Origin of the sequence: Natronomonas marina (genome assembly GCF_024298905.1) — an archaeon.
GTDB classification, from domain to species: Archaea; Halobacteriota; Halobacteria; order Halobacteriales; family Haloarculaceae; genus Natronomonas; species Natronomonas marina.
On the sequence record NZ_CP101154.1, the window covers coordinates 2,581,513 to 2,605,607 of the forward strand.

25 protein-coding genes are annotated in these 24,095 nt (G+C 68.8%); 11 read left to right on the plus strand and 14 right to left on the minus strand.

Features of this window, described 5'->3' with window-relative positions:
* Positions 1 to 23: 23 nt before the first annotated feature.
* Positions 24 to 512, plus strand: a complete 489-nt coding sequence (locus tag NLF94_RS13850; protein WP_254838214.1) for a DUF5797 family protein — start codon at positions 24 to 26, stop codon at positions 510 to 512.
* On the opposite strand, the gene NLF94_RS13855 is transcribed toward NLF94_RS13850, so the two are convergent.
* Positions 509 to 1,531, minus strand: a complete 1,023-nt coding sequence (locus NLF94_RS13855; protein WP_254838215.1) for a DUF5787 family protein — start codon at positions 1,529 to 1,531, stop codon at positions 509 to 511. The two genes, NLF94_RS13850 and NLF94_RS13855, sit on opposite strands and share 4 nt — an antisense overlap.
* Before the next feature lie 153 nt (positions 1,532 to 1,684).
* On the opposite strand from NLF94_RS13855, the gene NLF94_RS13860 reads away from it, so the two are divergent.
* Complete coding sequence (locus NLF94_RS13860) at positions 1,685 to 2,824, plus strand: hypothetical protein (RefSeq protein ID WP_254838216.1); 1,140 nt, start codon at positions 1,685 to 1,687, stop codon at positions 2,822 to 2,824.
* Between the two features lie 51 nt (positions 2,825 to 2,875).
* The gene (locus NLF94_RS13865) at positions 2,876 to 4,384 is read left to right on the plus strand and encodes an aldehyde dehydrogenase family protein (RefSeq protein WP_254838217.1); all 1,509 of its coding nucleotides are present in this window, start codon (positions 2,876 to 2,878) and stop codon (positions 4,382 to 4,384) included.
* 204 nt (positions 4,385 to 4,588) lie between these two features.
* On the opposite strand, the gene NLF94_RS13870 is transcribed toward NLF94_RS13865, so the two are convergent.
* The 4 genes from NLF94_RS13870 to NLF94_RS13885 are packed head-to-tail and all read right to left on the minus strand — an operon-like array spanning position 4,589 to position 6,311.
* Entirely contained in the window at positions 4,589 to 5,395 is an 807-nt protein-coding gene (locus NLF94_RS13870; protein ID WP_254838219.1) for a nitrilase-related carbon-nitrogen hydrolase, read from the minus strand.
* A complete protein-coding gene (locus NLF94_RS13875; RefSeq protein ID WP_254838220.1) occupies positions 5,392 to 5,814 on the minus strand; it encodes an SRPBCC family protein in 423 nt (140 codons plus the stop codon). The genes NLF94_RS13870 and NLF94_RS13875 overlap by 4 nt, the downstream gene beginning before the upstream one ends.
* A 44-nt stretch (positions 5,815 to 5,858) precedes the next feature.
* On the minus strand, positions 5,859 to 6,083 hold the full coding sequence (locus NLF94_RS13880) for a DUF7123 family protein (protein ID WP_254838221.1): 225 nt from the start codon (positions 6,081 to 6,083) through the stop codon (positions 5,859 to 5,861).
* 39 nt (positions 6,084 to 6,122) lie between these two features.
* Positions 6,123 to 6,311, minus strand: a complete 189-nt coding sequence (locus NLF94_RS13885; protein ID WP_254838223.1) for a DUF7525 family protein — start codon at positions 6,309 to 6,311, stop codon at positions 6,123 to 6,125.
* A 116-nt stretch (positions 6,312 to 6,427) separates the two neighbouring features.
* Between NLF94_RS13885 and NLF94_RS13890 the strand changes: the two genes are divergently transcribed.
* Positions 6,428 to 7,555, plus strand: a complete 1,128-nt coding sequence (locus NLF94_RS13890; RefSeq protein ID WP_254838224.1) for an LEA/WHy family protein — start codon at positions 6,428 to 6,430, stop codon at positions 7,553 to 7,555.
* Positions 7,556 to 7,642: 87 nt separating this feature from the next.
* Positions 7,643 to 8,095: a DUF7528 family protein gene (locus NLF94_RS13895; protein WP_350355881.1), complete on the plus strand. Its 453-nt coding sequence runs from the start codon at positions 7,643 to 7,645 to the stop codon at positions 8,093 to 8,095.
* Positions 8,096 to 8,128: 33 nt separating this feature from the next.
* On the opposite strand, the gene NLF94_RS13900 is transcribed toward NLF94_RS13895, so the two are convergent.
* Together NLF94_RS13900 and NLF94_RS13905 are read right to left on the minus strand one after the other, a co-directional pair.
* Positions 8,129 to 9,163 (minus strand): phosphate signaling complex PhoU family protein, encoded by a 1,035-nt coding sequence (locus NLF94_RS13900; RefSeq protein WP_254838227.1) that lies wholly within the window; start codon positions 9,161 to 9,163, stop codon positions 8,129 to 8,131.
* Positions 9,164 to 9,306: 143 nt separating this feature from the next.
* Positions 9,307 to 10,344 (minus strand): NAD(P)/FAD-dependent oxidoreductase, encoded by a 1,038-nt coding sequence (locus NLF94_RS13905; protein ID WP_254838228.1) that lies wholly within the window; start codon positions 10,342 to 10,344, stop codon positions 9,307 to 9,309.
* Between the two features lie 276 nt (positions 10,345 to 10,620).
* Here NLF94_RS13905 and NLF94_RS13910 point away from each other — a divergent pair, with 276 nt between their 5' ends.
* The 3 genes from NLF94_RS13910 to NLF94_RS13920 all read left to right on the plus strand — a co-directional run bounded on the left by NLF94_RS13910 (position 10,621) and on the right by NLF94_RS13920 (position 13,557).
* Positions 10,621 to 11,256, plus strand: coding sequence for a DUF7110 family protein (locus tag NLF94_RS13910; protein ID WP_254838229.1), 636 nt, complete (start codon positions 10,621 to 10,623; stop codon positions 11,254 to 11,256).
* Positions 11,257 to 11,440: 184 nt separating this feature from the next.
* Complete coding sequence (locus NLF94_RS13915; protein ID WP_350355828.1) at positions 11,441 to 12,409, plus strand: phosphoadenosine phosphosulfate reductase family protein; 969 nt, start codon at positions 11,441 to 11,443, stop codon at positions 12,407 to 12,409.
* A gap of 482 nt (positions 12,410 to 12,891) precedes the next feature.
* Positions 12,892 to 13,557 (plus strand): hypothetical protein, encoded by a 666-nt coding sequence (locus tag NLF94_RS13920; protein ID WP_254838230.1) that lies wholly within the window; start codon positions 12,892 to 12,894, stop codon positions 13,555 to 13,557.
* A gap of 20 nt (positions 13,558 to 13,577) precedes the next feature.
* Here NLF94_RS13920 and NLF94_RS13925 read toward each other — a convergent pair whose 3' ends face one another.
* Entirely contained in the window at positions 13,578 to 14,339 is a 762-nt protein-coding gene (locus tag NLF94_RS13925) for a hypothetical protein (RefSeq protein ID WP_254838231.1), read from the minus strand.
* Positions 14,340 to 14,384: 45 nt separating this feature from the next.
* Positions 14,385 to 15,173: an aldo/keto reductase gene (locus NLF94_RS13930; RefSeq protein WP_254841431.1), complete on the minus strand. Its 789-nt coding sequence runs from the start codon at positions 15,171 to 15,173 to the stop codon at positions 14,385 to 14,387.
* A gap of 158 nt (positions 15,174 to 15,331) precedes the next feature.
* Between NLF94_RS13930 and NLF94_RS13935 the strand changes: the two genes are divergently transcribed.
* Both NLF94_RS13935 and NLF94_RS13940 read left to right on the plus strand, forming a co-directional pair.
* Positions 15,332 to 16,522, plus strand: a complete 1,191-nt coding sequence (locus NLF94_RS13935; RefSeq protein ID WP_254838232.1) for an MFS transporter — start codon at positions 15,332 to 15,334, stop codon at positions 16,520 to 16,522.
* A gap of 39 nt (positions 16,523 to 16,561) precedes the next feature.
* Entirely contained in the window at positions 16,562 to 18,001 is a 1,440-nt protein-coding gene (locus NLF94_RS13940) for an amidase (protein WP_254838233.1), read from the plus strand.
* 22 nt (positions 18,002 to 18,023) lie between these two features.
* Here the strand turns inward: NLF94_RS13940 and NLF94_RS13945 are convergent, their stop codons facing one another.
* Together NLF94_RS13945 and NLF94_RS13950 are read right to left on the minus strand one after the other, a co-directional pair.
* Positions 18,024 to 18,863 (minus strand): rhomboid family protein, encoded by an 840-nt coding sequence (locus NLF94_RS13945; RefSeq protein ID WP_254838234.1) that lies wholly within the window; start codon positions 18,861 to 18,863, stop codon positions 18,024 to 18,026.
* 107 nt (positions 18,864 to 18,970) lie between these two features.
* Complete coding sequence (locus NLF94_RS13950; protein ID WP_254838235.1) at positions 18,971 to 19,312, minus strand: 2Fe-2S iron-sulfur cluster-binding protein; 342 nt, start codon at positions 19,310 to 19,312, stop codon at positions 18,971 to 18,973.
* Between the two features lie 177 nt (positions 19,313 to 19,489).
* Between NLF94_RS13950 and NLF94_RS13955 the strand changes: the two genes are divergently transcribed.
* A complete protein-coding gene (locus NLF94_RS13955; RefSeq protein ID WP_254838236.1) occupies positions 19,490 to 20,860 on the plus strand; it encodes a geranylgeranyl reductase family protein in 1,371 nt (456 codons plus the stop codon).
* Between the two features lie 748 nt (positions 20,861 to 21,608).
* Here NLF94_RS13955 and NLF94_RS13960 read toward each other — a convergent pair.
* The 3 genes from NLF94_RS13960 to NLF94_RS13970 all read right to left on the minus strand — a co-directional run bounded on the left by NLF94_RS13960 (position 21,609) and on the right by NLF94_RS13970 (position 24,032).
* Positions 21,609 to 22,481, minus strand: a complete 873-nt coding sequence (locus NLF94_RS13960) for an ABC transporter permease (RefSeq protein WP_254838237.1) — start codon at positions 22,479 to 22,481, stop codon at positions 21,609 to 21,611.
* Positions 22,478 to 23,449, minus strand: a complete 972-nt coding sequence (locus NLF94_RS13965; protein WP_254841432.1) for an ABC transporter ATP-binding protein — start codon at positions 23,447 to 23,449, stop codon at positions 22,478 to 22,480. The genes NLF94_RS13960 and NLF94_RS13965 overlap by 4 nt, the downstream gene beginning before the upstream one ends.
* Positions 23,450 to 23,633: 184 nt before the next feature.
* Entirely contained in the window at positions 23,634 to 24,032 is a 399-nt protein-coding gene (locus tag NLF94_RS13970) for a winged helix-turn-helix transcriptional regulator (protein WP_254838238.1), read from the minus strand.
* Between the last annotated feature and the right edge of the window lie 63 nt (positions 24,033 to 24,095).

A 24,095-nucleotide genomic window follows, 5' to 3' on the forward strand; every position in this document is an offset into this window, starting at 1 on the left:
GCAACCGCGCGTAGGGACTGGTGATGACCCTCTCGGAGGAGGCGCGCTCGCGGCTGGCGGACCTGGTCGCCCTGCAGCCGACGAAGAACGCCGAACTACAGGAGCGGTGGGAGATGGACAACGGCAGCGAGGTCCACCAGTACCTCGAATCGGAACTGAAGGAGTACTACTACCGCGACGAGGACAGCCTCATCCGCGCGACGCCGGCGGCCGCCGAGGAACTCGACATCGAGACCGACGACGACGTCGTCCGCGTCCCGGAACTGCAGGCGCGGATTCTGGCGGTCCTGGCCGGTCCCGACGCCGAGCCACAGAGCGTCGTCTCGGTGCTGCACAACGTCCAGGAGACGGGACTGGATGCCGACCCCGACGCCGTCCGCTCGGGGCTGCGGAGCCTCGAAGACAGGGGGCTCGTCGCGGTGGTCCAGCGGACCGTCCCCACGTTCCGGCTGGCCGTCGAGCGCGAGACGTTCACCGTCGAACCGCTCGGAGAGCCCGCCGAAGCCGCCTAGCGGCGGCGCTCGCGCATCCGTCTCAGGAGCCGTTTCGTCGCCTTCCCGGGACCGCCGTCGAGGGGCCAGCCCTTCCGCCGCCAGGTCGGCGGTTCCGGCTCGAACGCCGCACAGTCGGCCGAACACTCCGCGGCCGTCTGCTCGCGCTCCTTGGCCGCACAGCGGGGGAACGGTCCCGCGGGCTCTTGGACCCGGAAGTGCCGGCAGTCCGGCCGCATCGTCCCGGCGTAGGCCCGCCAGCCGCGCTCGTAGGCGCGCTCGGCTATCTCCAGGCGCTTGTCGCGCTTCCACTCGGGGTCGGCGTACTCGAAGCGAGCCGCCGAGGCGTCGGCCTCGCCGCCGTCGGGTCGGTCGAGGATGCGGGTCCCGGGCGCCTCGACTGCCAGCGACCGGGGGTTCCAGACCGGCTCGGCGCCCCAGCCGTCCGACCCCTCCGAGACGGCGAGGATGCCGACCTCGACGGGTATCTCCTCGAGCAGCGCCGGTTCAACGTCGGCGCCCGTCGCCTCGGTCGCCAGCCACGCCTCGTCGGCCAGCCCCAGGGCGACGTCGAACTCCAGTTGCGCCGAGAGCGCCCGGGCGGCCGCGGCGTCGAGGTCCGGCTTGTTCTCGATGGCGACCAGCCGGTCGACCCAATCCGGGTAGCGGTACCGCCGCCGGAGTTCGATCCGGTTGCCCCGCTTGCGCGTCTCAACGAACCCGCGGTCGGCCGCCCGGTGGACCGCCTCCCGGACGTACCGCCAGGGGTAGCCGGGGTCCGGCAGAGCGTCGCGGTAGTAGGTCCACGAACCGGGCGCGTTGCGCGCGACGTGCAGCAGATCCGAGTCGAGGCGTTCCTCGCCGAACGGCGCCCGTCGGTCGAGCGCCTCGCGGGTCGTCTCGACGACGACGGTGTCCCACCGGCGCCGCCGGGTGCCGAGTTGGCGAGCGACGAGCGCGACCGGGTCGTCGTCGCGGTCGGGCGGCCACCGCCGCTCGGCCCACGCACACACCCGCAACTCGAAGCCGAACTCCTTCACGGACGACGCTGGGCGGCCCGGCGACGTAAGCGGTTCGCCCCGCTGGTCGGGGCGAACTCGCCTCCCGAGACCAGCCCGCCGAGTGGGTCGCCAGGGTTTTAATCTGAAAAATGTTCCTGAAAACATTTAACGGTCGAGTGACGGGGTTGGCATATGAGCGAGTCAACAGTTCCCGCGGTACTCGCGCTGGCTGCGCTGGTCCTCCTCGGCGCGACCGCCGGCCCAGTCGCGGCGAGTTCACAGCCATCACCGGTCTGTCCGGTGTGTAACTCCTACGTATGGATGGGGGACGACACCGACTGGAGTTCGCCGGACCACCGAACGCTGACCGTAAAGGCACACGAGAACGGGAGCGCGACGTGGGTGGCGGACTTCCGGTGGAACGACTCCGGAAACGCGCCCGCACCCGAAGACGAGAGCCGCCTCCAGGCGAGGGCGGAAGAGGCGCTGGAGACCAGCCACCCCGAAGCCAAGTCGGTGACCGTAGGCCTCCGGGAGGACGGCGAGGCCACCATCCGATGGCGAAGGGCCGGCGTCGTCGACGAACGGCTCGGTCACGGCGTGTTCCGGCTGTTCCACAGTGAAGGGGGGGAGTTGCGGCGGTTCGTGAACGTCGACCGACTCGTCATCCAGGCGCCGGATGGCCAGGTCGTCACGAACGACCCCGCGGTCGGGAGCGTCACCGATGACGGCACGGCGGTGAGCGTCGACGGCCCGGAACGGGAGGTCGGCGACTTCTACGTGGTCTTCGGCGAAGAGCGCGACGCCGCCGCGTCGGTCACGACCACGCTGGCGATCGGGTCGCTCGTGTGGCCGGTCGCCGCCCAGAACCTCCTCCTCAACCTCCTCTTCCCGGCCATCGTGTTCGGCTTCGGGCTCACCGGCCTCTACGCGCTCGGTCGCTCCCGGGGTGTGGACCCCGAGCGAGCCAACCGATACGGTGTTGCCGGTCTCGTCGCCGGGGTGGTGACGGTGGGGGCCTACGTGAGGGGACCGGGACCGCTCAACCCGCCGTACTTCCTGCCCGCCACACTCGTCGCGTTCGGGGCGCTGGCCGCCTTTGGCGCCGCCGTCGCCATCGGTGGTCGGCGGCAACTCGTGGGTACCGCCGTCGCCGTCCCCGCTATCGCGCTCGCGCCGTTCGTCGCCTGGATGTGGCCGGCGGTCAGGGTTCCCGGTCTGGGACTCCTGGCCAGCATGCTCCAGGCGGGGCTGGCCGTCGCCATCCTGGTACTCGGCGTCCCCTGCTTCCTCTACGGGATGGCGCTCGGGGAGCGACGGACCCCCGCCTGACTGCGACCGGCCCCCGGCACCTTTTTTCACGCCCCCTCGCAAGTATTGCCCATGGCGGAATACGACCACTACGTCGACGGTGAATGGGTAGCGGGCGCGGGCGAGGACTTCGAGAGCGAGAACCCCGCGACGGGCGAGACGCTGGGGACCTTCCCACAGGGCACCGCCTCGGAGGTCGAGTCGGCGATTGCGGCCGCCAACGAGGCCGCCGAAGGGTGGCGCGACCTCTCGTACATCGACCGCGCGGAGTACCTCTGGGACATCTACCACGAACTGCGGGACCGCCACGAGGAACTGGGCGAGGTCGTCACCAAGGAGTGCGGCAAGGAGATAAGCGAGGGGAAGGCCGACGTGACTGAGGCCTGGCACATGGTCGAGTGGGCCGCGGGCAACGCCCGCCACCCCCACGGCGACATCGTCCCCTCCGAGATCGCCAGCAAGGACGCCTACATGCGCCGCAAGCCGCGCGGCGTCGTCGGCTGTATCACGCCGTGGAACTTCCCCGTGGCCATCCCCTTCTGGCACATGGCGGTGACGCTGGTGGAGGGCAACACCGTCGTCTGGAAGCCCGCCGAGCAGACCCCGTGGTGCGGGCAGATCATCGCCGAGATGTTCGACGACACGGACATTCCGGACGGCGTGTTCAACATGGTCCAGGGGTTCGGCGACGCCGGCGCGGCCATCGTCGAGGGCGACGTCGACACGGTGCTGTTCACCGGCAGCGCCGAGGTCGGCCACGAGATATCCCAGCAGGTGGCCAGCGACCCCGGCAAGAACACCGCCTGCGAGATGGGCGGGAAGAACGCCATCGTCGTCACCGAGGAGGCTGACCTCGACATCGCGGTCCACTCGGCGGTCATGTCCTCGTTCAAGACGACGGGCCAGCGCTGCGTCTCCTCGGAGCGGTTGATCGTCCACACCGACGTCTACGAGGAGTTCAAGTCGCGGTTCGTCGACCTCGCCGAGTCCGTCTCCGTCGGCGACCCGCTCGACGAGGATACCTTCATGGGCCCCGTCGTCGACGAGAGCCAGATCGAGAAGTTCCACCGGTACAACGACCTCGCCCGCCAGGAGGGCGCCGAGGTGCTCGTCGACCGCGCGGAACTGGACGACGGGGAGATACCCGCCGGTCACGCCGAGGGCCACTGGGTCGGTCCCTTCGTCTACGAAATCGACTACGACACCGACCTCCGCTGTCTGAAGGAGGAGGTATTCGGCCCCCACGTCGCACTCGTCGAGTACGAGGGCGACGTTGACCGCGCAATCGAGATTCACAACGACGTCCCCTACGGGCTGGCGGGCGCCGTCGTCAGCGAGGACTACCGGCAGATAAACCGCTACCGCGACCGTGGCGAGGTCGGTCTCTCCTACGGGAACCTCCCTTGCATCGGCGCGGAGGTCCAGTTGCCGTTCGGCGGCGTCAAGAAGTCCGGCGAGGGCGCGCCCTCGGCCAGGGAGGTCATCGAGGCCGTCACCGAGCGGACCGCCTGGACGCTGAACAACTCCTCGGACATCGAGATGGCACAGGGGCTGTCGGCGGACATCAAGACCGAGGAGTGACCCTCGCGGTCGGAACGGCCGCTGTTCGGCGTGAGACGAAGACGAGGTGGGCGGGAGGCGCCGGGTACCGGGCGGAGCCGGCGCGGGTGGGTGGACGGGTTTCGCGGCGGGCGTTGTGTTCTGCCGTCACGACGAGAAAAGCGTCGTTCGGGCAGGTAGTCGTACGCCGTCCCCACTTATAAACTCTCGGCTCTCGGTCGGCCCCTACCGCCGGTCGTCCAGCGCCGGGAACTCCTCGCGGACCGCCTCGACCCGTCCGGGGTCGCAGTCGGCCGTGACGACCCCGGGGGCGTCGTCCGTCGTCGCCACCGGCGTCCCCCAGGGGTCGTAAACCGTCGAGCGGCCGACCAGCGCCGCGTCCTCGAAGGTCGCCGAGCCGTTGACGGCGCCGACGTACAGGAGGTTCTCGACCGCGCGAGCCCGGGGCAGGAGCTTCCAGTGCTCGACGCGGGGGTACGGCCACGCGCTCGGCACCAAGACGAGCGTCGCGCCGGCGTCGAGGAGACGACGGTACAGCGCCGGAAACCGGAGGTCGTAGCAGGTCGTCACGCCGACGGTGTGGCCGCCCACCTCGGCGGTCGGGACGGTCTCGCCGGGAACGAGCATCTCGGCCTCCGCCGAATCGTAACCGAAGAGGTGGTGCTTCCGGTAGACGAGTCGGCGGTCGCCGTCGGCGTCGAAGAGGACGGCGGTGTTGGCCAGTCCCTCCGTCTCCGGGACCGACTCGCCGGCGGCCGCCGATGCTTCGAGGTCCTCGACGACGGTGCCGGCCAGGACCGCGACGTCGTTCGCCACGGCGGTCTCGCGTATCCGCTCGTGGGTCGGCCCGCCGAGCGGTTCGGCGTTGCGGGCGTAGGCATCGAATGCGAAGTAGCCGACGTTGAATATCTCCGGCAGCGCGACGCAGTCGGCGCTGTCGGCGGCCGCTCGCTCGATGGCCGAGACGGCCCGGTCGACGTTGCGCTCGAGAGACCCCGCCCGAACCTCCTGTTGGGCCAGGGCGAGTCTCACGACTCGATGTCCTCCCGGACCGCGGCCTCGAGGTTGGCGAGTTCGCCGTCGAGCTTCCGTTTGAAGTACGTCTCGACGCCGGGGAGACGGCCGTCGACGACGAACCGGTTGGTTAGCCGGGTCCCCTCGGCGGTCGGTTCGAGGGTGTGCTCGCCCTGGACGTTCATCGCCCGCGAGCGGCCGACGAACTTGACGTGTCGCGGCTCGTCGACCTCGACGTCCTCCGTCTCGATGGCGATGGTCCGGTCGACCCGGGGGACGGGAAGTTCAACGTGCCAGACGGCGGTCCGCTCGCCGGTCGTCTCGAAGTCGACGACGACGCTTATCGGGCGGGCGCGTTTCTCGGGGTCGGCGATGAACGCCCAGACCTCCTCCGGCGGGGCGGGAAGCTCGAACACCCGCTCGACGCGAACGGTCATTGCCGGTGAGTGGGGAGCGGGGAGTAAAAGGCCAGCCTTTGCGGCTACTCGGGCGTGACTCGCCACGTCGTCGAGCGGGCCCGGGACCACTTCTCGATGTCGACGTCCTCGGAGTGTTCGTCGAGACGAGGGAGACGGGAGCCGACCTGTTTCGCGGTCAGGCCGATGGCCTCGGCGATTCCCTTCGACCGGAAGTACCGCTTGCCCCCCGCCGCACGGTTCCGCAGGTACGAGAGAATCCGTTCGTCCTCCTCGCTCAGTTCGCTCATGCTATTCCGTTGGAACGCGAGCGGCTTAAGCCCCTTCCTTCAGGAATAGACGTGGTAGGCGGCAACCGCCAGCGACCCGGCGACCATCGCGACCGCGAAGGACCACCCGGAGGCCACCTGGTCGCCGGTGATACCGAACACTGTCATCCCGACGGCGCCCAGCAGGGCGACGGCACCGAGCGCGAGCGGGAAGGCGACGCGTTTGTCGGTCGACGCTGTGGTCGTCATACCCGCCCGTACGGCACGCCACACATAAATCCCGGCGTTACAGCGCCGGCGCCGCCCGGTTCCGGGCCGACGTATCGAACCACAGATATTTCACCCCCGGAAGCGTTCGACCGACGATGAGCGGAATCGGCGAGGCACTCACCGCGAGTCGGTTCAGGATCGCCGGCGTCGTCGTCGGCGTTCTCGTCGTCTCTCTGGTCGGCGCGTTCGCGCTCGGTGTTCTCGGCGCGCCCGCCGTCGAAGCGGTCGACAACCGGTTCGGCGACGTCGACGACGAGACGACCGTCGTCTTCACCGACCTCGTCGTCGACAACCCCAACCCCATCGGCGTCCAGTTAGGCAACACGACGATAAACTACACCGTCCGGATGAACGATGTCCCGATGGCCGTCGGCGGCCGGGAGGGACTCGACATCAGGCGAGGGAACTCGACGCTCGAGTTCACCACCCGGATGAACAACGAGCAGATTCCGCCGTGGTGGGCGACCCACGTCAACAACGACGAGCGGACGGTCGTGACCATCAACGCGACCGTCCGAACCTCCATCCTCGGCCAGCGGCGATACGACATCACCCAGGAGAAGGAGGTCGAGACCGACATCATCGGCGACTTCAACTCCGAGGAGACCCGGCCGGTCAACGCCGACGACCCGCCGCCGCTGTTCTCGAACCCCGTCCTGTACGTCAACCGCACGAGCGCCGAGTGGGGCGAGGCGACCGCACAGGAGACCCCCATCGACATGGAGTTCGTCATGTACAACCCCCAGACGACGCCGTTCACCGTCACCGAACTGGGCTACGAGATAACGATGAACGGGGTCGCGGTGGGCGAGGGCAGGACCGACGACATCGCGGCCATCCCGCCGGGGGCGACCGAGACGGTCCGGACCGAGGCGCGCATCCTCAACCCGAACCTCGACGACTGGTGGGTGACCCACCTCCGGAACGACCAGGTGACGAACCTCCGCATCGAGTTCTACGCCGTGGTGTCCGTCGACCAGCTCTCCCAGGACATCCGGGTCCCGCTGGATCGGCTCACCTACGAGGAGACCATCGAGACGGACATCTTCGGCAACGAGAACGCCTCGACCGCCGAGCCGACGGCGACGGCGACGCCGACCCCGGCCGACGGCGAGCGGACGCCGACCCCCACCGACTCCGGACGGACGATGCCGACGGCGACGCCGACGGCGATACCGGACGACCCCCTGGAGACGCCGACCGACGACGACGGCCTGCTGTGACCGGCGGTAACGTTTAGTCGACGGCCGCCCTCGCCCGTCGTATGGGACGGAGTAGTCACCCTCCGGATCGAGTTCTCGGACAGTGACATCGATGTCGAGGCCGATGCGGGGACGGTCTTTCTCTCAGTGAACGGTACCACCCACGAGCTATCGCGGGAGACGGCCGACCGGCTGGCCGACGAACTCGGCGAGGCGCTTCGCGCCCGCGAGGAGTTCCTCCGGACCGCCGGCCAGTACCGGACCGACGGGGCCTACGTCGTCTCCCGGCGCGGGGCCGACTCGGCGGGCAACGAGAAGGTGTTCGACTCCTTCGACGCGCTGGAACGGCTCTACGAGCGACTGCCGGCGACGTTCGACGCCGAGGCGGTCGGCCGGACGGGCATCACCGGGTCGCGGCGCCACATGGTCGTGAGACACTTCGCCGAACATCCGACCTTCGACTGCCGGACCGTCTCGCGGAACCCCTTGCGGGTCGAGAAGGCGGCGACGGCCGGCGAGGAATCGACGGCCGGCGAGGAATCGACGGCCGGCGCCGACTGACCGTCCGGGACCGCGAGCGGGCCGAAAACGTCGCTACTCGATGGAGACGTGCTCGCTGTCGGCGTTCAGCGCCAGGTTCGTCGCGATTTCGGCGTTCCGGACGGCGTACTGGGCGGTCTGGCCGAGACTGACCAGCACCTCGCGCACCCGGAGGAGGTCCTCGTTGGGCATCTCCTCGAGGTCGCCGAGTATCTCTATCTCTCGGTCTCGGACCTCCGCGAAGCGCTCGCGGGTCTCGATGGCCTTGTCGTAGTCGCGGTCGACGGCGGCCCGGACGCCGAGTTCGGTGATGGCGTTGACGTCGTCGGTGAACTCCCGGATGCGCCGCATCGTCGCGTCGTCGACGTTGAGGGTGTGGCCCTCCGTCTCGAGGACGATTTCGGCGATGTCCTCGGCGTTGTCCGCCGTGAGTTCGAGGTTCTTCGCGATGGAGCGGTAGCCGATGAGCGGGAAGCCCGAGTCCAGCCCGACCGCCCGCGCGAGGTTGGGGTTCTGGTAGGCGGTGAACGTCAGCCGCAGCAGGAGGACGAATATCTTGTTGGCCTGCCGTTCGCGGTTCAGCGCCCGCTGGGCGAGGTCGGGGTTGCCGTGGGCGAGCGCCTTGATGGCCTCGTTTCGCATCGTCGACCCGGTCGACTCCAGGCGCTCCAGGAGGTTGTCCAAGGAGAAGTCCTCGGGGTCGACCGAACAGCGGATTGCGATTCGCTCGGGGGTCTCCTCGATGACGCCCAGGCCCATCAACTGGGTCTCGGCGTTGTAGACCGCGTTTATCTGGGCCGAATCGAGGGTGCCGCCCTCCTCGACCTCGACGTGGATGATGCGACGGCCGAGGACGTACTGTGCGACGATGGCCCGCTCGACGGCGTCGGCGTCGAGGTTCTGTGCGTGGATGATCGCCTCGCTTTCCTCCTGCTGGACGGACTCGGGCATCACCGTCAGCGTCCCCTTCGACCCCATCCGGAGCGACACCTCGTCGCCCTTCTCGACGTCCTGCTTGCCGGCCCACTCGGCCGGCAGCGTCATCGCCAGCGTCGACGGTCCGAGCCGCTGCACCTTGCGCGTTTCCATACCCGACCCACGTCGTCAGCGACCTTAATATTCACTATACACGCGGTATCCTGGACGGATGCAATAATATTGTGTCAGGTCCCGAGCAAAACTGGTCTCGTCCTTAACCTCTTGTCCGAGGGCGGTCCGGTGCGGCCGTCGGATCAGTCGTCGTCGGTCGCGGGCGCGGCCTCCTCGCGGCCGGGGTGGGCCTCGTGTGCGACCGCGCGGTCCCGGAGCCGGTCGGAGATCCCGGGGACGTCGCCCCCGGTGACGGACCCCTCGGCCTCGATGTCCTCGATAGAGCGGGGGAACGCCCGCAGGTCGTAGTGGTTGCCGATGCCGCAGCGGGCGCCCTCGCCCATGGCCGTCGGGATCTGGTTGTGGCCGGGCGTGACGTCGCCGACGGCGTAGACGCCGTCGACGTTCGTGCGGCCGTGGTCGTCGACGGCGATGGTGCCGTCGTCGTTCAACTCGACGCCGAGCGACTCCGCGAGGTCAGTGTTGTAGTCGGAGCCGTACATCGGGAAGCCGCCGCGGTACTCCCGGCGGCTGCCGTCCTCGAACTCGAAGGCCTCCAGCCAGCCGTCCTCGCGCTTCTCGAGGCCGGCTATCTCCTCGTGAATCACGTCGACGGGGTGGTTCTCGAGCATGGCCTGCGTCTCGGCGGACCACGCCGGCTCCGCCCCGCGGGTCAGGAGGTCCACGTCGGGGGTGAAGTTCAGCATGATCATCGCCACGTACGCCGCCGAGTCGCTGGTCCCCATCACGTAGACCGGCTGGTCGACGAACATGTAGGCGTCGCAGTGGAGACACCAGTGGAGGCCGCGGCCGGTACGGGGCAGCGGCGGGTCGGGTCGCGCGTCCGAAAAGCCGGTCGCCAGCACGACGTGGTCGGTCGTCACCTCGACGTCGCCGGCCGTCACCCGGAAGCCGTCGTCGGTCGCCGCGACGTCGGAGACGAAGTCCTGGTGGTAGTCAGCGCCGTACTCCTGGACCTGCTCGGTCGCGGTCGCCAGGAACTCGTTGCCCGAGACGTCCTCCGTGACCCCGATGACGTTGTGCGTGTCCAGCATCATCGCCGCGCGGCCGCCCCCGCGGTTGATGACCGCGGTGTCGTGGCCGAGTCTGGTGGTGTACAGCGCCGTCGTCAGCCCGGCGGGTCCCCCGCCGACGACCGTCACCTGGTAGTGGTCCGTCATTGAACACTGGTACTACGTCTACCCGTTTAACTTCCCGGCCACTGTGCCGTCGCGGTGCAAAAGGTCGGCCCACCGAGTCGGCGACGAGTGGCAGCGACGCGTGTCGCTGGTCTCGCCGCCGGTCCATCGATGCCTCCGTTAGTCTCCGATTAAGCCCCGTTACGGACCATGGTAATGTGACGCACGCCGAAGGACAGGTGATATATGTGTGGAACACCAATATTCAACCGGACCACTCGCGTCAGAGGGCTCGGACCCTCGTGGGACAGGGATACCATGACCAGTCGTGTTTACAGACTTCATTCGACGCTGGAACTGCAACTCGACGACGTCCACGACTTTTTCGACGGGTACGAGCTACCCGTCGAGATCGACGACGTCGAAGTAACACGCCGCAACAACACGCTCATCGTCAGCGCCGTTGCCGCGGAGGACAACATCTCCAAGTACACGCCGACGGCACAGCTGAAGGCGAGCGTCACGGAGAACCGCATCTACGAGACCGAGGACGGCTGGCAGGAGACGCCGCCGGAACCGCAGGACGGCGCCGCCGCCAGCGGCGACGACGACGGTCCCCAGTGGGGGAGTTTCGGCGAGGGCGGCCAGATGCAGGCCGAGGAGGTCGAAGTGAACTCCAAGCTCGTCGAGTACGCCTGCTTCAAGGGCGACCGGGAGACGGTGCTGCAGAACACCGCCCTCCAGTACCCGATGTTCGAGGTACTCCGGGACCTCGCGCTGTACGCCGACAAGGGGACGCTGACGGCCATCGCTGCCGTCGACGACCAGCTCGAGGCCACGCGCATCGTCGAGGGCGAGGAGCGCTCCGCCAGCATCGAGGTCATCGACGACCCCCGCGAGCGGGAGTCCGAGAACAGCGTCAACTGGCGCGACAACAAGTTCATCTCCGAGTGACGCGGTCCGTCCCGTACTGACACCGACCGATCCCTCCTGAAGACGCCTCGACGACGCCAGCCTCCGGTCCGCCGAACGAGCGATTCGTTCGCCGGGAGACCGGCGTCCGACGGATGACCGCCCGGACCCGCCTCGCTCGAACCCAAAAGAGCCTTAATCCTCGTAATGAGATATAATTATACGCATGAGCGACTTCCCCGACTACGTCGACGTCGACTACACCGACGGCGAAGGCGAGGACCCCGAGGACTACCCCGCCCTCGAGGACAAAATCGAGAAGGCAATCGAGGTCGTCCAGACCGGCCTCGAGGAGTACGACAACCCGGCCATCATGTGGACGGGCGGCAAGGACTCGACGCTGACCCTGTACTTCGTCAAGGAGGTCGTCGAGCAGTTCGACTACGAGTTGCCGCCGACGGTCTTCATCGACCACTACCAGCACTTCGACGAACTGCTGGAGTTCGTCGACCGCTGGGCCGACGAGTGGGACCTGGAGGTCATCTTCGCGCGCAACACCGACGTCGGCGACTACGTCGACGAGAACGGTCTCGACCCCGGCGACGACATCCCCGTCGCCGAACTCGACGAGAACAACCAGCACCACGTCCGGAACATCCTCGAGTACGAGGAGGACACCTTCCCGTTCCTGCTCGACACCTACGTCGGCAACCACCTCCTGAAGACGGTCGCGCTGAACAACACCCTCGAAGCGGAGGGCATCGACGGCATCATCTCCGGCATCCGGTGGGACGAACAGGAGGCCCGCGCCGACGAGACGTTCTTCAGCGAGCGCCACGACCCCGACATCTACCCGCCCCACGACCGGATTCAGCCCATCCTGCAGTTCGACGAGAGCGACGTCTGGGACGCCTTCTGGTTCTACGTCGTCCCCGAGGCCGTCGAGGACTTCCCGGACGACGGCTACGTCCCGCAGGACTACGACGACCTGCCGAACGACCTCACCCACGAGGACATCCCCGTCTCGCCGAAGTACTTCGCCGGGTTCCGCTCGCTCGGCAGCGAGATCTCGACCGAGAAGTCCGACGAGGAACCCGCCTGGCTGCAGGACCTCGACAACACCACCGAACGCGCCGGCCGCGCCCAGGACAAGGAGGACCTCATGGAGCGCCTCCGCGACCTGGGTTACATGTAAACCGACGTTTTTGCCCGACCGAGCGCCGCGAAGCGGCGCGAGGGAGGTGCAAAAACGTCGATGAAAAAGACACTGCGGGCCTCCCTGACGGTCGGCCCTTGGTCCGGCGCTCGGCCTTCGGCCTCGCGCGGTGTGGTTCGAAAGACGCCGCAGGCGTCTTTCGTCATGCCGAAAGAGCGCTCCGCGCTTTTTCAAGCAAACCGCTCGCTCACTTCGTTCGCTCGCGGATGCAGACCGTAGCCGTCAGCCCCGCGTCCGAATATCAAATGAAAAACTGCGAGGTGGCTTCGCCGCCCCGGTGTGTTGAACGGCGCCTACGGCGCAGGGAAACATGGTCCGTGCTCCTTTCGGCTAGTCGGCGCGCTACCGCTCGGCGTGCGTGGCACGCCCGCGGGGACTTTCCGGCTAACTTTCCTCCCGGCCGCCGGTAGCTTCCGTCCGCAATACGCAAATTTTATTTATTTATCTTCAGACGCGTTTTTATGAGCGACGTAACGACGTCGTCCCGCACCGTCGACCGCCGTCCGCAGGTCGACGGCGCGGTCGACGCCCTCCGGGAGACGCTGGTCGCTATCAGGCGGATGCCGCTGCTCGTCCCCCTGTTCCTCGGGACCGGGTTTCTGGTCGCGCTGCTCGGCCCTCTGGGAGGGTTCGTCCAGTCGGTCGGTCTGATGGTCGGCATCTACTTCGTCGCGCAGGAACTGTCGGTGCCGATAGAGAGCAGTCGAACGGGCAACTCCTTCGGGGTCCGGGTGCTGCTGGCGATAGTCGGGGGCCTCCTCGCCGGCATCGCCACGCTGGCCGGCCTCGTCCTGCTCGTGTTGCCCGGTCTCTATGTCATGGTGCGGCTCTACCTGGTGTATCCGAGCGTCATCGTCGGCGACGACGGACCGATAGGGGCACTGGCAACCAGCTGGGACCGGACGAGTGGCGACCTCCTGACGGTCGCAGGGGTCGTGCTCGCCGTCGCCGTGACCACCGTCGCCTCGGCTCTCCTCGCGCTGGTCGGGACCGCCGGCGGTCTCGAGGCCGCCGTGCGGCAGCCCGCGAGCGGCAACCGACTCGTCGTCTCGCTGGTAGCGACCGCGGTCGGCGGGCCGCTCAATTCGGCGGCGATGGTGGTGCTGTACGACGGGCTGGAATACTGAGCGGCTGACGGCGCCGCGAGTCAGGTCTGCTCGGCCTCAACCTGCTCCTCGACGGACTGGGGCCGGACTAAGTCAGCGAGCGTCACCAGCAGCCCGAGTATCCACCCCAGCGGCGTCGCGATGCAGAACCACATCAGCGCGACGACGATGCCCTCGAAGTCGTAGTTGTCGCTGAGGTAGTCGCTGACCGGGTCCAGCGGGCCGACGAACACGTCGTCCCGGAAGAAGGTCGCAAGGTCCGTACTCTCCTCGATGATGACGCCCAGCGCCGGATCGAACAGCGCGGCGACGACCGGCGGCAGAAAGATGGCGTTCATGGCGAAGGGGTACGCCAGCGCGACGGTGGTGCCGCGGCCGCCGACTCGGGCGAAGACGGCCGCGAGACCGGCCGAGACGACGGCGACGACGCTGGCTGCGGCGACGGCGAGAAAGCCCGTCTCCGGGAGCCGAACGCGGGCCAGTGCGGTCAACAGCCCCCAGACGAGCGTCGCCAGGACGACGACGCCGACGACGCCCAGTCGCGTCGAGGCGCTGTCGAACCGCCGGGCGTTGAACCGAACGGCGAACCCGACGAGCAACAGCGGGTACAGCACCGCCACGAGGGGGACGCCCAGGGCGCCCCACAGGTAGTACTTGATTTCGTCCGCCCGCGTCCTCGGCTTCCACTTGCCGAGCACGCGGTGGACGGCGGTTCGCTGCCGCGGGAAGAGGAGTTCCATCCACGTCTCGTGGAGCCGCACGACGTCGATTCTGATTCCCTCAACGATGCCGCCGTCTGCCATACGCCCACACTCCGGGCCGGTCGCAAAATAGGTTCCGACCGCTCGCTACCAGCCGTCGGGCGCGAAGTCGGGGTCGATGAGTCGTTCCTCGCGGTCGATAGCGTCGATGCGCGCGACCTCCTCGTCGGTCAACTCCAGCCCCAGGGACGCCCAGTTGTCCTCGATGTGGTCTACACCCGTCGCCTTCGGGATGGCGGTCACGCCCTTCTCGCGGAGCCACGCGAGGCTCACCTGCGCCTCGCTGACGCCGTGATCCGCCGCGATGTCGGAAAGCACGTCGACGTCGAAGACCTCGCCGCGAGCCAGCGGCGAGTACGCCACCAGTTCGATGTCGGCCTCGGCACAGTACTCCCGGAGGTTGGCCTGCTGGAGCAGCGGGTGCATCTCGACCTGGTTGGCGAATATCGGCGCGTCGATGGCCGACCGCGCCTCTTCGAGGTGCTCGGGCTCGAAGTTCGAGACGCCGATGCGGTCGATGCGGCCCTCCGCTCGCAGCTCCTCGAAGGCCGACAGCGTCTCCGCCGGGTCGTAGTCGCCCGCCGGCCAGTGGACGTACAGGAGGTCGAGGTAGTCGACTCCGAGACGGTCGAGACTGGCTTCCGTCGACTCGACGACATCGTCGCCTGCGAGTTGGTCGATCCACACCTTCGTCGCCAGGAAGACGTCCTCGCGGTCGACGTCGGCCGCGGCGATACCCTCCCCGACCGAGGACTCGTTGTCGTAGGCCTGTGCGGTGTCGACGTGGCGGTACCCCGTCTCCAGGGCCGCCCGGACCGACTCGACGCAGGCCTCGGGGTCGGCGTTCTGCCACGTCCCGAGGCCGAGAACGGGCATTCCCTTCCGCACCGGTGCGCCGGTTAGCTTTCCTTGGTTTGACATGTCCAGTCCTACGCCGAGCGACCCGAAAACGGTTGCGGCACCGGCGAGGAAGCCCGGAGGAAACGGGCGGAAACCGCAAGAGCGTTGTCCCCGGACCGGATAGCCGTCGACCAGTGGGAATCCCCTACCGGTACGTCGTCCTGACGCTGTGTACGCTGGCCTTCGCCGCGACGATGGTGGCACGTCTCGTCATTAGCCCCGTCGTGACCGAGATTACGGTGGCCTTCTCTGTCTCGACGGGCGCGGTCGGGCTGGCGCTGACCGGGATGTGGGCCGCCTACGCCGTCGCGCAGTTCCCCAGCGGCGTCCTCGCCGACCGGTTCGGCGAACGGCGCGTCATCCTCGTCGCCGTCGGCACGACCGCCGTCGCCAGCGGCCTGCTGTCGCTCGCGCCGACGTTCGCCGTCTTCGCGCTCGTCGTCGTCGGTCTCGGCGTCGGTGCCGGCCTCCACTACAGCGTCGCAACGACGCTGCTTGCGCGGCAGTTCGACGCGGTCGGTCGCGCTATCGGGGTTCACGTCGCCGGCGGTCCGCTCGCCGGCCTCGTGGCGCCGGTGGCCGCCGCAGCCGTCGCCGTCCGCTACGGGTGGCGGCCCGCGATGCTGCTCGGTGCGGCCGTGGCCGTCCCCACCTTCGTGCTCTTCCGGGCGACGGTTCGGCCGACGGCACCGGCACGTCCCGACCTGACCATGCGCTCGCGGTTCGAACTCGGCCCCGTCCGGGAGCTCCTGTCCCGGCCGGAAATCCGGTACACGACCGTCATGGCGGTCGGCGGGGCGTTCTGCTGGCAGGCGACCGCCTCCTTCCTGCCGGCGTTTCTCATCGGCCACCACGACTACTCGCCCGCAGCCGCGAGCGGGCTGTTCTCGGCGTACTTCGTCGTCCACGGTGCGACCCAGCCGGTGATGGGAAGCCTCTCGGACCGGGTCGGCCGCGACGTCGCCGCCGCCCTCGCGTTCGGTACCGGCGTCGTCGGCTACGGGACGCTCGTCGTCGGGTCGGGAGCCGCCGTCGTCGCCGCGATTCCGCTCGTCGGCGTCGCTATGTCGTGGGGCGCGCCCGTCCAGACCCGGTTCATCGACCACCTGAGCGAGACCGAGCGAGCCGCCGGCTTCGGGCTCGTCAGGACCGTCTACATGATACTCGGGTCGCTGGGCAGCGTCGTGGTCGGGGCGCTGTCCGACGTGGCGGGCTGGGCGGTCGCGTTCGGCGCCCTCGCCGCACTCCTGGCCGTCGAGGCGCTGCTGGCGGTCGGCGGGGCGGCCCGCGAGCGCCGGGCGAGTCGGCGGGCCGCCGACGCGTGACGCCGTACCACTAAGTCGCCCGCCGCCCACGCCTCTCCCGTGAGCCTCCACTACGCCTCCGCCGTCGACGTAGCCGACGGCGTCCGGTCCGGCGAGTACGACCCCGTCGACGTCGTCGAGACGTTCCTCGAACGCATCGACGACCGCAACGACGTGACCAACGCCTTCGTGACGGTTCTCCGCGAGGACGCCCGCGAGCGGGCCGCGGCCGTCCGCGAGCGAATCGAAGCCGGCGAGGACCTCCCGCTGGCGGGCGTACCGGTGGCGATGAAAGACCTCCACGAGTCGAAGGCGGGCGTCAGACACACGATGGGTCTGGAGCCCCTCTCGGACGACGTCGCCGAGACCACGAGCGTCACCATCGAGCGGCTAGAGGCGGCCGGCGCCGTCGTCGTCGGGACGACGAACACGCCGGAACTCGGCTACTCGGTGCGGACGGACAACGAACTCCAGGGACCGACCGGGACGCCCTTCGACCCGGAGCGCAACGCCGGCGGTTCCTCGGGCGGGTCGGCCGCGGCGCTCGCGGACGGCTGCTGTGCGCTGGCGACCGGGTCCGACGTCGGCGGGTCGCTCAGGAACCCCGCCTCCTGCTGTGGGGTCGTCTCGGTCAAGCCGAGTTTCGGCCTCGTCCCGCGCGGTAGCCGCGTCAACGGCTACCGCGGTCACACCCCCGTCCGGGTGCTGGGGCCGATGGCCCGCGACGTCGAGAGCCTCGCGCTCATGCTGGACGTGATAGCCGGGCCGGACGCCATCGACCCGTTCAGCGTCCCGACGCCGACGACCTACCGGCCGGCGGCCGCCGACCCGCCCACCCCCGACGAGCTGACGCTCGCGTACTCGCCGGACCTCGATGTCTTCGCCGTCGAGGAGTCGGTCCGGGCCGCCGTCGAGGGGACGCTCTCGGACCTGGAATCGGCGGGCGCGACCGTCGAGGAAGTGTCTATCGACGCCCCGGATTCGGGCGATTTGACCCACGCCTACAGCCTCGCGGTGACGACCTTCTTTGCGACCGCGGTGTCGGAACTGGAAGCCGAACGCGACGTCGACCTGCTGGCCGACTACGGCGAGGAGATACCCTCGGGATTGCGGACGTTCGTCTCGATGGGCCGGAGCCACGACGCCGCCGACTACGCGACGGCGGACTTCCCCCGGACGGACCTGTATCACGCCGTCGAGGAGGCGCTGTCGGGGTACGACGCGCTGGTCTGTCCGACGCTTGCGACCCCGCCGCTGACCCACGACGAACCGATTCCGCCGCAGATCGACGGCGAGCCGACGGGGGGCGTGCCGACCGCCTGGACGCTCGCGTGGCCGTTCAACATGACCGGTCATCCGGTGGTGAACGTGCCCGCCGAGACGGTCGACGGTCTCCCCGTCGGGATGCAGGTGGTCGGCCCCACCTTCTCGGAGCCGCGGCTGCTCGGCGTCGCGGCCGCCGTCGAGGCGACGTCCGGGTGGGAGTACCCGGAGGCGTAGGCGCTCAGCGACCGGCGCCCGGTCAGGCGGTCATCCGGAACGTGTACACCGAAATGAAGCCCAGCGCGTAGCCGAGCAGGTGCGTGTAGAGGTTCACGACCGTCCCGCCCTGGAAGGGGTCGGCGGGGAAGGCAATGAACGGGTAGCCGAAGAAAAGCAGCGTGCCGACCGCACCGAGTTCCAGATAGCCGGGGGGCGACTCGGCGAGTCCCGACCGGAACCGGGCCAGCGGAACCCCGAGGTCCAGCAGGGTGCGGGCGTAGAGCCCACAGAGCAAGAGCGACGCGGCGGCGACGGCGGCGCTGGCCCGCGAGGCCGGCGCGAGGGCGCCGGCGATAGCGGCGATTCCCACGAAGAAAGCCACGGGGGCGTGGCGGTCGCCGCCGGCGAGGTTCGTCCGGCTCTCGGCGTAGCCGAAAAGCGACAGCGTCAGGAGCCCGAAGTAGCCCATCACGACGCCGGAGAAGCCGTAGGCGACCGCCTGCCGGAAGAAAACCAGGTTCAGGCCCGACAGTCCGAACGGCAGCGCGAGGAGGAAGGCGGGAAAGGCGACGCGGAACGTCCGCCGGCGGTCGCCGAGCAGACAGAGCAGGTAGGCCGTCGGGACGAGGAAGGCGTAGCCCGCGAGGTTCGCGGCGAGGTGCTGGACGTTCAGGTGGACGAAGTGGGAGGCGTACATCGTCACGAGCGTCGGGTCGGTGTACTCGAGAGCGTACGACTCCCTGACGCCTGCCGGCAGCGTAAACACCGCGATCAGTACGAACGGGACCGCAACTATCAGGCCCGCATCGAAGAGCGACGACCTGGCGTGCAGGGTCGTCCCGAAGCCGAGGCGTATCGCCGAGCGACGTCCGGATGCCATCACCGTCAGCTAGGGAGTAGACGGGTATGTACTCCCGACCGGTTTCGAGACTCGAAACCCGAGGAAACCGCCAGTTCGTTTCCGGCGACGACGGAGGTCTCGGCCGGTCAGTCGTCGGCTGCCGCCGTCCCGCCGGCGTCGGGATCGGCGTCGGTCGCCTCCCGCTCGATGCTCGGGGGGTACTTCCCGCGGTCGAGTTTCAGGTCCGAGAGCGGCCGCGCCATGCAGGTGAGCGCGTACGAGTCGGCCTCCTCGTCGGTGAAGCCGCGGGCCGCCGGTTGGGTGACCTCGCCCTCGACGATCTCGGCCGAGCAGGCCAGACACATCCCGACCCGACAGGAGTACTCCTGTGCGATGCCCTCCTCGATGCACCGAGAGAGGACGGTCTCCTTGTCGGAGACGGTTATCTCCTCGCCCGTCCCGACGAACTCGACGGTGTAGTCGGTCATGGCGCGGCCTACGTGCAACCGAGGCAAAAAACTCCCGACCCGGCGTGCGGGGTGGAGGCCCGACCCGACGGGAGGCGAAGGGGTGGAACCACCCGACCCGGCAGGAACCGGCCCGAGGGCTCCGCGAACCCGCCGCCAAGAGTTAGAGTTTTCCCGTCCCGGCGTCCAGACCCGGGCATGACCACCTTCGAGTACGACGTCGTCATCGTCGGGGCCGGCACCGCCGGCTGTTACGCCGCCGCGACGATAGCGGACGCGGGCTACGACGTCGTCATCGTCGAGCGGAAAGACGAGACCGAGGCGGGCCACATCGCCTGCGGCGACGCGCTGAAGGGCGCCAACAACTTCCCCGAAGCGATACCGAAATCCGAGATCGACGACGCATTCACCAACACCGAGGTCGACCACGGCCAGTTCGAGATACCCCGCGAGGACGCGGTGCTGGACATCCCCGTCCCCGGCGAGTTGGCCGTCATCGACCGCTGGGAGTACGGCCGACGCGTCATCGACGGCGCCGAGCGGGCCGGCACCGAGTTCCACTACGACACCGTCGTCCAGGACGTCGTCCAGGACGACGACGGCCGCGTTCGCGGTCTCCAGGCCAACAGGCAGGGCGAACCCCGCCGCTACGAGGCCGACATCGTCCTCGACGGCGCCGGCGCGCTGTCGCTCTTGCAGGACAAGGCCGACTTCTCTTCGGCCACCTTCGACACGAACGTCCGCTACTCGCAGTTCTCCTCGGCGTACCGCGAGATAATCGAGGTCGACGAACCCGTCGAGTGGTCCGACGCCCTCGTCTTCAAGCCGACCAAGCGCTCGGCGGGCTACCTGTGGTACTTCCCGCGGACCGCCACCGAGATCAACGTCGGCCTGGGCTTCCAGATGGACGCCGAGCCGATGCAACTCGTCTCCGACCTCCGGGAGGACATCAGCCGCCGGCCCGAACTGCAGAACGCGACGGTCAAGGACAAACTCGGCGCCGCCCTGCCGACCCGTCGGCCCTACGACTCGGCGGTCGCGCCGGGCTACATGGCCATCGGCGACTCGGCGGCCCACGTCAACCCCATCAGCGGGGGCGGCATCGCCGGCGCCGCCTACGCCGGCCAGTACGCCGGCGAGCAGGCCATCGAGGCCATCGAGGAAGGCGACGTCGGCGAGGAGCGGCTCTGGCGGTACAACGAGCGCGTCATGGAGCACTTCGGCGGCCGCTACGCCGCCCTGGACGTCTACAACATCTTCTCGACGGCCTACGACCTCGACGACCTGCTCGCGCTCATCGGCGCACTCCCGGGCGAGCGCATCTCCGAGGCGCTGTACTCCGGGTCCGCCGACTTCGACATCTGGCTCAAACTCCGGGTGCTGTACGAGACGTACGGCCACTGGGGGACGCTGAAGAACCTCTACGACGCGAAACAGCTGGCCGACCGTCTGCTGGAACACTACGAGGACTACCCCTCCAGCCCCCACGAGTTCGGCGCCTGGCGGGACGAACGCGACGGCATCATGGACGACATCTACGCGAAGACCGGCGCCGACGCGAAGTACTGAACACACGCAGGTACGGTTTCGGCCTCGACCGACTATCACACGACAACAACTACACCACCACCGAAGCCCTCGACCGGCTCGACTTCCGGCAGACGGTCCTGCTCGCTTCGCTGCGCGGGCTGCGACTGCCGATGTCACGCTCGCTATGCTCGCGTGACCGACCGCGACTCGCTGCGCTCCTCGCTTCGCTGCGGTGTCCTCGCGCGGCTGCCCCGCGCGAGCGGGCCGAGGGACCTCCGGTCCCTCGCGGCTTGCTTCGTCGGGGCCGGGTCGACCTGCTCACGGCTCCCTTCGGTCGCCGTTCGCATTCGAGGCCTCGGTCGCTTCGCTCCCGGCGGCCTCGCCCTTCGAGTCCACCAGGCACAGCACCGCAACCGCAGCCTCGTTCCTCCCCAGCCGACTCCCTCACCCCTCGCGTGCGCTCGGGGGTCCGTCGTCCCTCGTGCGCTTTGTCGACCGCCGCTCGCCGGGCGCTCGCGGCGGTCGACGCGCGCACGCCACGCCCCGCTTTCGGTCTCCTGGTGGACTGAAAGGGCGAGGCCGGGTAGCGGCCGCTGTGCGGGCCCTATCCGAGCGACCAACGGGAGCGAGGATATCCCGCACAGCGGGGCCCGCCAGCGGGCCGAGGGCTTTCGAGGTCGTAGCGGTCAGGTTGCTGTCGGCTGCGAGTCCGGTCGTCGGTCGGGCAAGGAATTTCGAGGAAGATGCGGTCCCGTTGCTGCCGGATACGGATATGTATGCCAGCCGCTCATCGCACGTCCGAACTGGTCGCCCGCGACAGCAGCGTGACGGTGACGCCGCCGAGGCCGACGGCCAGCGCGAGCAGGACGGCCACGCCCGGGACCACGGAGTTCAGCGCGCCCTCGAAGGCGGACACCTCGACGACGGTCATCACGTCGCGGTCGAGCATCAGGGCGCGGGCGGCGTCGACACCGTAGGTGACCGGGTTCAGCATGGCGAATGTCTGTATCCAGTCGGGCAGCGCCGCCAGCGGGAGGAAGGCGCTGGAGAGGAAGAGCAGCGGGAACTGCAGCAGGTTCGCGCCGATGATGGTCGACTCCTGGTCGCGCGTGAGGACGGCCAGGGCGTTCGAGAGGGCGACGAACCAAAGCGAGAAGACGACGCCGACAGCGACGATGCCGGCGGCACCGACCACGCCGGTCGCGATGTCGGCGCCCAGCAGGACGCCCAAACCGAGGATGATGGACACCTGGATAGCGATGCGGAACACCTCGGCGGCGGTCTTGCCGGCGAAGACGGCCGTCCGGTTCATCGGCGACACCAGCACCTTCTCGAACATCCCGTTCTCGATGTCGTTGACCAGCCCGATACCGGAGGTGACGGCGGCCGCGAGCGACACCTGGATGGCGATGGCCGGTACGAGGTAGGTGGTGTAGGAGACGCCCGGTAACCCGCGGTTGACGGCGTCGCCGGCGACGTTGCCGAACACCTCGGTGAAGAGCAGCAGGAAGATGATCGGCTGGACGAGCGAGACGACGAGGACGAAGGGGTTGCGGACCGCCTTCAGGTTCCACCGCTTGAAGTTGACCCACACGTCCCCGAGGAAGGTGTTCGAGGAGCGGGCGACGCCCCCCTCGGCGCCCGACGTCGGAGCGCTCACTGGGACACCCCCCCGGCCGGCGCCTCGTCGACCTCGATTCCCTCGCCGGTGATGGCGAGGAACACGTCGTCGAGCGTCGGCGCGCGGACGTTGAACCCGGTCACGGTCAGCCCCTCGTCGCGGAGCGCGACGAGCAGGTCCGTCCCGTGCTGGCGGGCGGTTTGGGCGGTGACGCTGATGCCCGTCTCGGTCATCTCGACGGAGGCGTCGTCGAACGCCTCGAAGCCGCGGGCGACGGCTGCGGCCCGATTTCGGGCGTCGGCGCCGCCCTCGACGTCGACGTCGAGTATCTCGCCGCCGACCCGTCGCTTGAGGTCGGCCGGCGACCCCTCGGCGACGATGGCGCCGTCGAGGATGACCGCCAGCCGGTCGCACAGCTGGTCGGCCTCCTCGAGGTACTGGGTCGTGAGGAAGATGGTGGTGCCGCGGTCGTTTATCGCCCGGAAGTACTCCCACAGCCGGTTGCGGGCCTTCGGGTCCAGGCCCGTCGTCGGCTCGTCGAGGAAGACCAGTGGCGGCTCGTGAACCAGCGCCGTCGCGGCGTCGAGCCGCTTCTTCATGCCGCCGGAGAACTCCTCGGCGCGCTTGTCGGCCTCGTCGGCGAGGTCGACGAGGTCCAGCAGGTCGGCGACGCGCCCGTCGCGCTCGCCCCGCGGGACGCCGTAGGCCTCGCAGGCGAACCGGACGTTCTCCTCCGCTGTCAGCTCCGGGTCGATGCTGGTCTCCTGGGCCATGTAGCCGATGGACTCCCGGACCTTCCGGGGCTCGGCCGTCACGTCGAAGCCGTTGACCCGGACGCGCCCGCCGGTCGGCGACAGCAGCGTGGCGAGCACCTTGATCGTGGTCGTCTTGCCCGCGCCGTTCGGCCCGAGGAAGCCGAAGAACTCCCCCTCGGGTATCGTCAGGTCGACGCCGCGAACGGCCTCGGTGCCGTCGGCGTAGGTCAGCCGGAGGTCCTCGACGCCCACGGCGGGCCGACCCTCGGCGGCGGACGCCTCCGTCGGTCGGTGTCCGTCCCGATGCGCCTCGCCGGGGTCCGTCCGTTCCGGTGGTGTCACGCCACACGGGAGGGCCGCCGGAGACAAAAGCGTGCAACTTCGAGGTTCGAGAAATACTTCGAAAGCTGAAGTTACGGGTGGTCCCTCTGTCGACTCACAGTTCGTGCTCGATGGCCCAGTGGTGGAGGTGGGCGAAGACGGGGAACAGCGCCTCGGCCTTCGCGGTCGGCGTGTACTCGACGCGGGGCGGAATCTCGTCGTACGATTCCCGGTCGAGCAGGCCGGCGTCGGTCAACTCCCCGAGTCGCGTCGACAGCGTGTTCGGCGCGGCGTCGAGTTCACCCTCCAGTTCCGAGAACCGCAGCGACCCCTCGGCGAAGGCGAACGCGCTCAGGACGGCCATCGCGTCGGTCTTCCCGAGCAGGTCCAGCAGGTCGGCGACCGTCCGCTCGGTTCGCTCTCGCTCCTCGGGGGCCAGAGAGTCCCGGAGCGCCTCGGCCTGCTCGCGGGAGAGCCCGGAACCCAACTCCGGCACCGCCGGTGGCTCGCTCATGGCGGGGAGTGGCGACGGCCGTTGAAATACTTGTACGTCCGTACTGTCGAGCGAGTGACTGTC